This is a genomic window from Pedobacter jeongneungensis (genome assembly GCF_000633455.1).
In the GTDB taxonomy this organism is placed as follows: domain Bacteria; phylum Bacteroidota; class Bacteroidia; order Sphingobacteriales; family Sphingobacteriaceae; genus Pedobacter; species Pedobacter jeongneungensis_A.
In genome coordinates this window covers 135641-147859 of the sequence record NZ_AYMG01000038.1, presented here as the reverse complement: position 1 = coordinate 147859, position 12219 = coordinate 135641, and the positions used below count along the sequence as shown (strand labels likewise).

Genomic DNA, 12219 nt, shown 5'->3' with positions numbered 1-12219 from the left:
TGAGTTTAAAAGTGATTAAGCGATGAAATTTGCAGTTAGATAAATGACGCTGTTGGAACAAAAAATAAAGGCACCATTATTAAGTAATGGCAAGCATGTGAATAAAGTTGAGCTGACGATATTGTGCGCTTTATGGTCCTTGCAGCAAGCAACTTCGGATGAGCTTGCTCAGGTGAGTTTACTTTCAAACCTGGCTTACAGCACCATATCTTTCAATCTGCGAATGATGGTGATCAAAAAAATGATTCGTGGTCATAAGACTGGGAAAAAAATGATTTATTACCCGGTGTGGAACCATGCCAGATTGGTCTTTGAATTTATGGACTGGATGAAGAATGAGCTGTGCGGAGGAAATGCGGAAGTGTTAAAAGAACTGACCGATGACTATTTAAGCGTTTCAGGTTAAACGGATGAGTTTGATGCTTATATAGGGTATGCTGTATGGCTTTTGGGCTCTGAAAGTACAAAATAGCTTTGCACAGTTGTGATATTCGGTAAGGTGGCCAACTTGTTTCGAAGGAACTCATGGTATTCTTCCATATCCCTGGTGGCAATCCTCAAAATGAAGTCGTGGGCGCCCGTCATCTGAAAGCATTCCATTACCTCATTAAATTTTGACACTTCAGTTTCAAATGCAATTAGGGTCGCTGCGGTATGTTCCTTAAGCAACACGTGGGAAAACGCAATCAGGTTACGGTTAATCTTTTTGCGGTCCAGGATGGCTACGATTCGTTTGATATAGCCCTGTTCCTTTAGTTTTCGGATGCGCTCATGGATCGTTGCAATTGATTTATGCAGTTTTGAGGATATCTCCTTGTTTGTCAATGACGCGTCATCCTGTAAAAGCCTTAGTATTTCGATGTCTATTTTATCTAAATCGCCTAAAATCATAGTCTTAAATTGAAAAAAAAACAGTTATTAGAAAGAATTTAATGTCTAATCTGAACTTTTTATTGTTTGGTATGTAAAAAAGCAGAAAATATCTGAAAATAACAATAATCATTGATACAAAAGTTTATAATAATGATTTTTACCAAAATATAAACGCCTAAACTTCCTGATAGAAAGCTTGGGTTTAGTGCTGGCCAGTAATATTTAGCCCATTTGTTGGACGCATACAAGTCTGATAATTCAGAAGAGTTTACAGCAGGCACAATGAGGTGAATATTGAAAATCAACAACCAAAAAAATACACCAAATGAAAAAAATCCTAATGTTATGCTGCTTTGCTGCGTTTTTCGGAGCCAGAGCTTATAGTCAGATACTTAAACCAGTAACGTGGAGCTATGCAGCAAAAAGAACAAGCCCTAATGAGGCAACGCTTTATCTTAAAGCGACAATCGATCAGGGATGGCATATTTATTCCCAGTTTGTTAAAGATGGCGGACCGGTGAAAACCACTTTCACTTTTACGCCTTCCAAATCCTTTTCGCTGATAGGGAAAACATCTGAACCAAAACCAGTCACCAAATTTGAATCTACTTTTAAAATGAACGTAAGTTATTTTGAAAATACTGTAGTATTTCAGCAAAAAGTGAAACTTTCAGCCAAAGGGGTTTCAGTAAAGGGCAAGGTTGAATATATGGTATGTGATGACAGTCAGTGCCTGCCTCCCGAAGAGGTTGAATTTAGCATTCTTGTGAAATAATATATTTGATTTGAAAATGATGTTATTAAAAAGAAGCTGTCTTACAACGCTGTTGTGTTGTATGTTTGCTTTTGGGTACGCGCAGGATAGTCTTGCTACGGACGATCTGGTGTTCACTGAAATCAAGACTGACACTGTCGCTACAGCAACTGACAGTGTAGCAAAAATAAGTTCTGAACCGGTTGATAAACCCATAAAGCCAGCTGTAGAAAAACAGGGAGAAAATACGCTGACCGGAATTTTTATTGCAGGCTTTATAGGGGGCTTGGCAGCGCTTTTAATGCCCTGTATCTTTCCGATGCTCCCTTTGACGGTAAGTTTCTTTACCAAAGGCGCGGAAAAAGGAAAAGCGTTTCAGCGGGCGGCATTGTATGGCTTTTTTATCATAGTGATTTATGTGGTGCTCGGCTTGCTGGTCACCGTCATTTTTGGAGCTGATGCATTAAACAGCCTTTCAACCAACGGGATTTTTAACTTTTTCTTCTTCCTGTTACTTGTACTGTTTGCCGCTTCCTTTCTGGGTGCTTTTGAGATTACACTCCCTTCGTCGTGGGTCAATAAAATGGATGCCAATTCCGATAAGGGCGGCCTTGCAGGGTTATTTTTTATGGCGGGGACCCTCGCACTGGTTTCGTTCTCCTGTACAGGACCGATCATAGGAACGCTGCTGGTTCAGGCCGCTACAACAGGTGCATTACTTGGGCCTGCAACAGGTATGTTTGGTTTTTCTCTTGCCCTGGCCATACCGTTCGCGCTTTTCGCCCTTTTTCCCTCGGCGATGAATAAACTTCCAAAATCCGGGGGATGGCTTAATAGTGTTAAAGTCGTACTGGGTTTTCTTGAACTTGCCTTTGCGCTTAAATTCTTGAGTAATGTGGATCTGGCCTATCACTGGGAGTGGTTTGACAGGGAACTTTTCTTAAGCCTTTGGATCGTGATTTTTGGTTCGATGGGCATTTATTTATTTGGGAAACTCAGGTTTGCGCATGACAGCACAGTAGCATACCTTTCCGTACCGAGATTATTTCTGGCGGCCATTGTGATGGCATTTACAATTTATCTCATTCCAGGGCTTTGGGGTGCTCCGTTAAAAAGTGTTTCAGCATTTCTGCCACCTCAGGAAACGCAGGACTTCGATCTTTATACCCAAATTCTTACCAGTGGAGTGACCACCGCCAGAGAAGAGCCTGGGGGAGTTCATAAATATGCAGATAAGTTCCATGCGCCCCTTAAACTGAATGCTTATTTCGATTACCAGGAGGGATTGCAGGAAGCGAAAAGGGTAAACAAGCCTGTACTTATTGATTTCACTGGACATGCATGTGTGAACTGCAGGAAGATGGAGGCCAATGTATGGCCTGATAAGGAAGTATACCGCCTGATCAGTCAGGAATACATACTCATCCAGCTCTATGTTGATGATAAAAGTGAGCTTTCTGAAGCCGACAGGGTAACAACCCCAGAGGGTAAAATCCTCAACACGATTGGTAAAAAATGGAGTGACCTGCAGACCCGGAAATTCCAGTCCAATTCTCAACCTTATTATGTGCTCCTTAATCCAAATACCGAAGAGAAACTGGTAGCTCCGCAGGGCGCAGACTATGATCCGATAAATTATAAGAAATTTCTGCAAAGCGGCCTTGACGCTTTCAGATAAAGAAAAAACGGTTTTTTGTAGAAGTCGCCGTTTTAGTTTTAGTTAGTTAATTGATTATTATAAGGGTAATACTGGATGGTTTACCCTTATTTTTAACCTCAACGCCTGTAATGTAAATCCTAAAAATGAAAATAAAATTATTGATAACAGCACTCATGCTCTTGGTGCTGAGTAATGCGAATGCACAGTCGACCTTTCAGTGGAAGACCGGGAATTCAGGAGGTTATGCTTATCGTTATGTAACAAACGATCCAACCAAAAGCCGTTTCTATACCTTGAAAAACGGACTGACTGTTATTCTTTCCCAGAATAATAAAGAGCCTCAGATAACATTTAAAATGGCTGTTCGTGCGGGTAGCAATAGTGATCCTAAAACCAATACTGGTCTGGCCCATTACCTGGAACACCTTCTTTTCAAAGGCACGGACAAATTCGGAACCCTTGACTATGCAAAGGAAAAACCTTTGCTGGATAAGATTCAAGGCCTTTATGAAACCTATGGAAAAACGACCGATCCTGAAACAAGAAAACAAATCTATAAGGAAATTGACAGGGTTTCGGGTGAGGCTTCCAAGTATGCTATTGCCAATGAATATGATAAAATGATGAAATCAATTGGTAGCACAGTCACCAATGCCCATACAGCAGTTGAGGAAACCGTTTATGAGGAAAACCTGCCGAGCAATGCCTTGGATAAATTCCTGGCGGTACAGGCTGAACGTTTTCGTGCACCTGTTTTCCGTCTTTTCCATACTGAACTTGAAGCTGTTTATGAGGAAAAAAACATGGGCATGGACAATGCCCGAAGGAAAACTTATGAAGTTTTGCTGAAAACACTTTTTCCTACACACAATTACGGACAGCAGACGACTATTGGTACCATTGAACATCTTAAAAATCCGTCAATGGTAGAGATCAGAAATTACTACAACAAATTTTATGTGCCCAACAATATGGCAGTCATCATGGCTGGTGATCTTAACTTTGATGAGGCGGTAAAGAAGATTGATAAAAGTTTTACCTATATGACGGCCAAGCCACTCTCAGAATATAAACCAGCACCGGAAAAACCATTGACAACGGTACAAAGGGTTGATGTTTATGATCCCAGCGCTGAAAACCTTATGGTAGCTTACAGGGGTTTTGCCAGCAACACCCGCGAAAGCCTTTTACTGGATATGATCGCTAAAATCCTTTCCAACGGTAAGGCAGGCCTGATGGATATTAATGTCAATAAACAGCAAAAAATGCTTAATTCAGGAGCTGGATACAATCAGATGAAGGATTATGGGATGTTCATTATGAGTGGTTCGCCAAAATCGGGGCAAAGCCTGGAGGATGCTGAGCAACTGTTCTTACAGCAAATTAACTTACTTAAGGCCGGAAAATTTGACGAACGACTGATCAAGGCTACCGTTGCCAATATTAAACTGGAAGACCTAAATGCTTTTGAAAGTAATGATGCCCGTGCACAAGCAATTATGAATGCGTTTATTCAAAACCGCGGAACACAATGGCGAAAAATCCTCGCATCGAATGATGAGATGGAAAAGGTTAGCAAAAAGGAAATTGTTGATTTCGCCAATCGCTTTTTCTTAGACAATTATGCAGTTATATTTAAGCGTAAAGGAGTTGATAAAAATATTCTGAAGGTCGATAAACCCGCAATCACTGCAATCCAGACCAACCGTAACGAAATCTCTCCTTTTACTAAGAATATCATCTCAGCTCCAGTAAAACCAATTACCCCTAAATTTCTGGATTATACCAAGGATTTGTCCTTTGGAAAATCTGGTATTGCTGACGTGCTTTACGTACAGAACAAGGATAATGGGATTTTCAGAATGACTTACCGCTTTGATAAAGGTTCCTATAATTATAAACTTTTGCCTTATGCGGCACAATACCTGAGTTTTTTGGGCGATGATAAAAAAACCGCTGAGGAAATAAGCCGTGAGTTTTATGAACTCGCCTGCACTTACTCCCTGAATGTAGGGACTGAGGTCACTTCACTTACCTTAAGCGGACTTGATCAAAATTTTGATAGGGCGGTTGTGCTACTGGAAAAAATATTAACAAATTGCAAGGCTGATGAAAAGGCACTAGATGCTTTCAAGTCCAGGATTTTGAAGAATATGGATAACCAGAAACTCAATAAAAGTATGATCATGAATGGCCTAACCTCCTTTGCACAGTTTGGTGCTGATAATCCATTCAGATACTCCCTGAGCGTTTCAGAAGTGAAAAATATCAAGTCTGCAGACCTTATTGACCTCCTGCATAACCTGACCAATTACAAACATTCGATAGTCTATTACGGTCCCAAAACATTAGCAACCTTACAGTCCGATATCGTAAAAATACACCCGCTGCCAAGTGAATTTACACCTGAAGCCCCATTCAAAACCTTTACTTATGCAAAAACCGACAGCACCAAGGTCTATTTCGCAGATTATGATATGGTACAGGCTGATATTCGTTGGGTAAGAAACGGAGGTCTTTACGATCCGCAAAAGCTTGCCGGAATTTCTCTTTTCAATAACTACTTCGGTGGGGGAATGGGGTCTGTTGTTTTTCAGACTATCAGAGAATCCAAAGCGCTTGCCTATTCCACTTTCGCAACATATCAGGTTCCTGCGAGCAGGACCAGGGAGACTGCAATGATTGCCTACGTTGGTGCACAGGCAGACAAAATGCTGGAGGCGGTTAGTGGAATGAATGAACTGATTTCAGTTATTCCTGAAGCGTCAAAGTCTTTTGCTCTGGCAAAGACCAGTGCGGAGAATAGTATCCAGACCCAACGAATTACCCAGGATGACATTATATATAGTTATCTGGCAGATAAAAAACTAGGATTCAATGAGGATTCCAGAATCAGTAGGTATAATCAACTGAAAGCATTGGAATTTACGGATATCAGACAGTTTCATTCAGAAAATATTGCCGGAAAATCCTACATCTATTGCATCGTCTCTTCAGAAAAGAAAATTAACCTACAGGGACTTGAGAAATTGGGTCCGGTAACTAAACTCTCCCTGGAGCAGATCTTCGGTTACTAAAGTTATTTACCTACATATAACAATAAAGGGTTTGTCGATTGGTTTCGACAAACCCTTTTACTTTTCAAACGGCCGACATCCTGTATTACACCAGCTTATAGTTTAAGCCGCATATACATGGGCATTCCGTATGATAGTGTATGCAAAAGCACTTTTTATACTTTAAAGGATGCTGAGAAAATCAGGGAAGATTTCTTTGGACATAAAACAGTATGATGTCCCCTCCATAACTAAATAAATGCTTAAACAGTTCGTAGGTGTCTGTTGGGATAGGATAATCACTTCCAGGCGCAGCAAACGGGAGATAGGTTTTTTCTGATTTGGCTAAATTCGTTCAGCTTCTACATCCTGCTTACGGCTAGAGGCTCATCAGAATAAGGGGAGAGGGTATTAACCCGGCGAGGTAGCGCTCTGCGTCAAGTGCTGCCATGCATCCTGATGCTGCAGCAGTAATCGCCTGACGGTAGTGCATATCCTGTACGTCGCCGCAGGCAAATATCCCGGGGATATTGGTCTTTGAGCTGCCTGGCTTGGTAATCAGGTAACCCATTTCATTCATATCCAGCTGACCGTTGAAAATTCCAGTGTTAGGCTGATGGCCGATAGCTACAAAAAATCCCTCGACATTGATGGCGGATTCCAGACCACTCGATGTATTCAATACCCGGACACCGGTAACGTTTTTTCCATTTCCAAGAATTTCAACGGTACTGGTGTTGTAGTGGATTTCGATGTTTGGGGTTGCAAGCACACGTGATATCATGGCCTTTGAAGCTCTGAACTGATCTCTTCTCACCAGAAGGTGGACTTTCTTACATAATTTAGCCAAATAGGTAGCTTCCTCCGCCGCGGTATCGCCGCCTCCTACAATTGCAACCTCAACTCCTTTAAAGAAAAATCCATCGCAAACTGCGCAAGCCGACACACCGAAGCCATTATATTGTTGTTCGCCGGGAATTTCCAGCCATTTTGCGGTTGCTCCGGTTGCTATAATCACAGTGTCGGCGGTGATCATTTTCACCTCGTCTAGGACTACACTAAAGGGGCGTCTGGAAAAGTCTACCGAGCTGATGTAGCCAAAATGTATTGCTGTCCCAAATCTTTCCGCCTGTTTTCTGAAATCTTCCATCATTTCCGGTCCCGTTATTCCCTTAGGATAACCAGGGAAATTATCCACTTCAGTGGTTTGCGTAAGCTGACCACCTGCCTCCATCCCGGTATACATCACTGGTTTTAAATCAGCTCTTGCTGCATAAATGGCTGCGGTATAACCTGCAGGACCAGATCCTATGATCAGGCACTGATGGTGCTCTTTATTCTCTTCCTGTTTCATTTTACTTATTTATTTTTTTGCCTGATTGTTATCTGCTTTTAGCCAATAAATAGCATGCCTTTTATTTGTTTTTATGACTGGATACCCGCTTGAACCAAAGCATTATACCCACCGCTAATATTGATCAGCTTTTGATGTCCTGCCGCCTTTGCTTTCGAAATGAAGATCATTGACCGGTATCCACCAGCGCAGAAAATATAAGTATCTTCCATCAGTTCGTTTTTTAATTCTATGTCTTTAGAAAGCGGGATATTCTGACTGTCGCCAATTGATCCAAGCGCAAATTCCGAGGCTGCGCGAACATCAATAAGATTTCCTTTTAAATTTTGATGTAATTCACAGAATGCAGCGGCAGAAATGTTAAGTACATTTTCAACAGGATTTCCCGCGGAACTCCAGCTATCTATCCCTAAGGCAAGGTATGCTGTACATTGATGGTAACCAATCCTACCCAGTCTCATTATGGTTTCCTCGATTCTTTCCCTGGGACAAACCAGTAAAATCTGTTTCTGTGAGGAGGGTATTATTTCTCCGACCCATGGTGCAAACCGTCCGTCCAGTCCAATGTTGATTGAGCCCGGGATATGGCCGGCCGCAAAATCGTCAGCACTGCGCACATCCAGCACCATTGTGCCTTGCTGGCTCATCCGTTCACTGAAGTGACGCGGATTGAGTGGAACAACCATCTTTATGATCTGATCGATTGACGTATATCCCTGACGATTCAGCCTCACGTCCATCGGAAAGTATTCCGGGGCATCATTCAGATTGCCGCATAATAGGTGGATAAAATCCGGTTTGCTCAACTGGGCATTAAGTGCATAGTTTGACTTTCGCTGGTTACCCAGCGTATCGACGGTTTCACTGCTCATATTCTTACCGCACGCGCTGCCCGCGCCATGGCCTGGATATAATGTGATGTGATCAGATAGGGGAAGGATATTACGGTGCAAAGAATCATATAGCATTCCGGCAAGATTTTCCTTACTCAAACCAATATTTGTATCCTGCGCTAAATCCGGGCGACCCACGTCTCCCAGAAAAAGTGTATCTCCTGTGAAAATGGCTACCTGTTGATGGTGAACGTCTTTAAGCAACAGACAGCTGCTCTCCAGTGTATGGCCAGGCGTGTGCAGTAGCGTTAAACTTGCACCCCCTAGTCCGAAGTATTCGCCATCCGAAGCAATATGAGCTTTAAAGCCGGTTACCGCTTCGGGACCAAAAATAATTACTGCGCCGGTCTTTTGTTCAAGTTCGAGGTGTCCGCTTACAAAATCTGCATGAAAATGAGTCTCGAATATGTATTTAATTTTTGCCCCTGACACATCGGCAAGTGCCAGGTAACGGGAAACATCCCTTAACGGATCGATTACAGCAGCCTCGCCATTAAACTCAATGTAGTATGATGCTTGCGAAAGACACTTTTCATAAATTTGTTCTATTTTCATGGTGCTTTGAATTTTGTTCAATAGTGGATTAGGTGTAAATAAGCTGAATCCCCTGGATGGTTAGCAGCGTTACAGCCAGGATAAATATAAACCATCCGAAGGCTTTTCTGAGGTGGATGGTATCCAGGCGCTGGCCGATAAGGCGTCCTATTATGCTTCCGAAAACCGACAGTATCGTCAGGCAGCCAATGAAAGTCCAGTCCAGTTTCTGAAGGTTCATTTCAGAAAGAAATCCGGAGATAGAATTCAGTGTGATGATAAACAACGAAGTTCCGATTGCTTTTTTTGCATCAAGCCTGAAAAAAAACATTAAAACCGGTACAATTAAAAAACCACCACCTGCGCCCAGAAAACCAGTAAGCAATCCGGTTGCAATAGCTGAAGAAACTAAAAGTAAGTCAGACGCTTTTGTTACTGGAGTATCTGGTCGGGCATCAGACTGGCGGGTCATCGCCCGGGATACAAAAAACATAAGGATAGCAAAAGAAATCATGCTTGCATTGTCCAGAGTTAATACAAAATCACCTTTTTTATAAAGCTCGTGTGGAACCAGTGGCAGGATTAGCACCCGCACAATACACACCACCGATATTGATATCACTCCGAAGACACCACCTTCGAGCAGCAATACTTCGCCCTTTCGGACTCTAGGTATTAGCGCGAAGAGGCTGGTAAAGCCTACAATCCACAAAGAGTAGCGTACCGATATTGCAGGACTAAGCCCGAAAAGGTATACCAGGATTGGTACGGTAAGTATACTGCCCCCGGCACCCAGCAAGCCCAGGGAAATGCCTATTAAAACTGAAGAGAGGTAACCCAGAATTTCCATGGCCTTTTAATGGGCTACTTTATTTTCTATTTTTCCAAGCTCAACTGCAATCCTGCTGATGGCATAGTCAATATCGCATTCGGATGTCATTCTGCTGAAGGAAAAACGGATCGTAGCCCCAGGTATGTTATTTCCCAACGCTGCGATAACATGGCTCCCGCCGTCATCGCCACTACTGCATGCGCTTCCGCCTGAAGCACATATTCCGTTGCGGTCGAAGGAGGAAAGCAAGAGGTCAGTATCGCTTCCCTGAGGGAAATTCACACTTAGCACCGTATAGAGGCAGTCAGTGAAGCTGTTAAAAGTGATCTCGGAGGAAATGCTCAAAAGCCCGCGCTGCATTTTCTGGTTTAGCCCGACAATCTTTTCCTGGTCTTCAACGAGCTGTTGCATTGCGATGTTTAACGCTTCTGAAAATCCAATAATGCCATGAACATTTTCCGTGCCGGCACGTTTTTTACGCTCCTGACCTCCGCCATGTATATATGGCGTTAAAGAGGTGTCGTTGCTGACATATAGAATGCCTGTTCCCTTGGGTCCATGAAACTTATGCCCAGAGGCCGAGGCGAAATGTACGCCAACCTCTGCCAGGTTTATTGCGTAGTGTCCTATAGTCTGCACGCAGTCCGAGTGAAAAATTGCACTGTGGTTTCTGCACAGCTCGCCGACCCTGCCAATGTCAAGAATAGCACCTATTTCATTGTTTGCATGCATTAAACTAACCAGACACTTAATGCCGTTAGCTGACTTGCTGGTTAGTTGCTGCTCGAGGTCTAAAAGATCCACCTGGCCATATTTGTCTAAACGAACGTAAGAACAACTCACCGCCGAACTGGCGCAATGATGCTGAACGGTATGTAGTACCGAATGGTGCTCTATCGCTGAGGTTATAACATGACTGCATCCCAAATCATTGATTGCACAAGAAATTGCAGTGTTATTGCTCTCCGTGCCACCGCTGGTGAAATATATGTTCGTTGCTTTCACGCCAAGGTGCGTGGCAACAGTTTTTCTGGCTAACTCAATCGCCGCGCGGGATAGCCTTCCAAAGGCGTATGATGATGAAGGATTGCCATATTGTTCACCCAGGTAAGGTAGCATGGCGTCTAAAACCCTGGTATCCAGCGCGGTAGTAGCTGCATTATCAAGGTAGGTGATTTTTTCCATAGTTATCTGTTTTCTGAAAATTATATGGACAAATATCTTACAGTTAATTGATTGTGTCAAGCAGAGGTGGATAATCCATAATTTATTCGGAATTTTTGTATTTTGGTGTTTTTTTTATCAATCTATATCATCTGTATGCTTTTTCCTCGTAAAAAATACAGCACGAAGTTTTCACTCGGCATCCCCAGAGGCAGGTAGCCAACTTAAATTTTACCTGTTTTTTAAAACAGAAATCTCTTTACCTCCGTGGGGTAAGAGATAGTATTTTGTCGGTTCAAGTGGAGATGTGCTGGAACTCTTTTTGAGATTATATTCAATAATTTTAAATCCGTATTCAGCGGTCAAAGGAAGGCTGCTTCATTTTGGGAATCATGGTAAAGCAGAATTTTCCAGTTTTCTTTCGTCGCGGTTTTAACCCATTGCTGGCGTTCCCTTAGGGCCAGCTTTCCATCATGATCCGTTTTGTATGCGCCAGGGAAGTTTATATAGCTTATTTTAGGCAGGACATCCCCACCGTAAAAGACTGTTTTGCCATACGCTCTGATCCAGAATACCTGATGGTAAGGGGTATGGCCGCCACTTACCTGGTAAGAAATTTCCGGAGTGATAGAATCACTTTGTTTATCCATGCGTATAAGGTTGGGCATACAAGCCAGTTCATTGAGTAATAACTGGTCATAGGACGGGTTTTGGGTCTGTGATTGCGCAAATTCAAGCTCCCTGGCCTGTAGATAGATCTTTGCATTTGGAAATTGAGGTCTAAAACTTCCGTTCCTGAAATAACCTAAACCTCCGATGTGGTCTTTATGAAGATGGGAAAGAAGGATTGTAGTGATCTGATCGTTAACAAGTCCTTGTGCACGTATAGATTCACTGAGCGGCGGAGACTCTTGATCCCGTGAGCCAAGCCCTGCATCAAGCAGTATAGTCTGGTTTGAAGTAATCACTACAAAGGGTCTGACGGAGATATTCAAACCATCAGAAATTCCCTGGTTATTATTTTCGCTGATAATGGGAATGAAGTTTTTGTTTTTATCAACCTGAAAATTGCCTTGTGTCAATGGTATTATTTCCATTT

The 12219-nt window shown here is 42.6% G+C and carries 10 protein-coding genes; 4 read left to right on the top strand and 6 right to left on the bottom strand.

Annotated elements, in window-relative coordinates; genetic code table 11:
* Nucleotides 1-52 precede the first annotated feature (52 nt).
* Nucleotides 53-406, top strand: coding sequence for a BlaI/MecI/CopY family transcriptional regulator (locus tag U859_RS0127925; protein ID WP_162800068.1), 354 nt, complete (start codon nt 53-55; stop codon nt 404-406).
* 17 nt (nt 407-423) lie between these two features.
* Here U859_RS0127925 and U859_RS0127920 read toward each other — a convergent pair whose 3' ends face one another.
* Complete coding sequence (locus U859_RS0127920; RefSeq protein ID WP_025146512.1) at nt 424-891, bottom strand: Lrp/AsnC family transcriptional regulator; 468 nt, start codon at nt 889-891, stop codon at nt 424-426.
* Nucleotides 892-1198: 307 nt separating this feature from the next.
* Between U859_RS0127920 and U859_RS0127910 the strand changes: the two genes are divergently transcribed.
* The 3 genes from U859_RS0127910 to U859_RS0127900 all read left to right on the top strand — a co-directional run bounded on the left by U859_RS0127910 (nt 1199) and on the right by U859_RS0127900 (nt 6364).
* Nucleotides 1199-1648, top strand: a complete 450-nt coding sequence (locus U859_RS0127910; RefSeq protein ID WP_025146510.1) for a protein-disulfide reductase DsbD N-terminal domain-containing protein — start codon at nt 1199-1201, stop codon at nt 1646-1648.
* Nucleotides 1649-1667: 19 nt separating this feature from the next.
* Nucleotides 1668-3305 (top strand): protein-disulfide reductase DsbD family protein, encoded by a 1638-nt coding sequence (locus tag U859_RS0127905; RefSeq protein WP_240183113.1) that lies wholly within the window; start codon nt 1668-1670, stop codon nt 3303-3305.
* A gap of 125 nt (nt 3306-3430) precedes the next feature.
* The gene (locus U859_RS0127900; protein WP_025146509.1) at nt 3431-6364 is read left to right on the top strand and encodes a M16 family metallopeptidase; all 2934 of its coding nucleotides are present in this window, start codon (nt 3431-3433) and stop codon (nt 6362-6364) included.
* A gap of 358 nt (nt 6365-6722) precedes the next feature.
* Here U859_RS0127900 and trxB read toward each other — a convergent pair whose 3' ends face one another.
* From trxB to U859_RS0127875, 5 genes are all read right to left on the bottom strand, one after another.
* Complete coding sequence (trxB, locus tag U859_RS0127895; RefSeq protein ID WP_025146508.1) at nt 6723-7697, bottom strand: thioredoxin-disulfide reductase; 975 nt, start codon at nt 7695-7697, stop codon at nt 6723-6725.
* Between the two features lie 71 nt (nt 7698-7768).
* Nucleotides 7769-9145, bottom strand: a complete 1377-nt coding sequence (locus U859_RS0127890) for an MBL fold metallo-hydrolase (protein ID WP_025146507.1) — start codon at nt 9143-9145, stop codon at nt 7769-7771.
* 28 nt (nt 9146-9173) lie between these two features.
* Nucleotides 9174-9974 carry a sulfite exporter TauE/SafE family protein gene (locus tag U859_RS0127885; RefSeq protein ID WP_025146506.1) on the bottom strand — a complete coding sequence of 267 codons (801 nt, stop codon included), beginning with the start codon at nt 9972-9974 and terminating at the stop codon, nt 9174-9176.
* 6 nt (nt 9975-9980) lie between these two features.
* Nucleotides 9981-11141: a cysteine desulfurase family protein gene (locus U859_RS0127880; protein WP_025146505.1), complete on the bottom strand. Its 1161-nt coding sequence runs from the start codon at nt 11139-11141 to the stop codon at nt 9981-9983.
* Between the two features lie 341 nt (nt 11142-11482).
* The gene (locus U859_RS0127875) at nt 11483-12217 is read right to left on the bottom strand and encodes an MBL fold metallo-hydrolase (RefSeq protein WP_025146504.1); all 735 of its coding nucleotides are present in this window, start codon (nt 12215-12217) and stop codon (nt 11483-11485) included.
* Nucleotides 12218-12219: the final 2 nt, after the last annotated feature.

Bases quoted from the DNA above. Each gene is read 5' to 3' on its own strand.
- U859_RS0127905 (WP_240183113.1), top strand. From the start codon at position 1,668: ATGTTATTAAAAAGAAGCTGTCTTACAACGCTGTTGTGTTGTATGTTT.
- U859_RS0127910 (WP_025146510.1), top strand. From the start codon at position 1,199: ATGAAAAAAATCCTAATGTTATGCTGCTTTGCTGCGTTTTTCGGAGCC.
- U859_RS0127875 (WP_025146504.1), bottom strand. From the start codon at position 12,217: ATGGAAATAATACCATTGACACAAGGCAATTTTCAGGTTGATAAAAAC.
- U859_RS0127880 (WP_025146505.1), bottom strand. From the start codon at position 11,141: ATGGAAAAAATCACCTACCTTGATAATGCAGCTACTACCGCGCTGGAT.
- U859_RS0127890 (WP_025146507.1), bottom strand. From the start codon at position 9,145: ATGAAAATAGAACAAATTTATGAAAAGTGTCTTTCGCAAGCATCATAC.
- U859_RS0127885 (WP_025146506.1), bottom strand. From the start codon at position 9,974: ATGGAAATTCTGGGTTACCTCTCTTCAGTTTTAATAGGCATTTCCCTG.
- U859_RS0127900 (WP_025146509.1), top strand. From the start codon at position 3,431: ATGAAAATAAAATTATTGATAACAGCACTCATGCTCTTGGTGCTGAGT.
- trxB (WP_025146508.1), bottom strand. From the start codon at position 7,697: ATGAAACAGGAAGAGAATAAAGAGCACCATCAGTGCCTGATCATAGGA.
- U859_RS0127920 (WP_025146512.1), bottom strand. From the start codon at position 891: ATGATTTTAGGCGATTTAGATAAAATAGACATCGAAATACTAAGGCTT.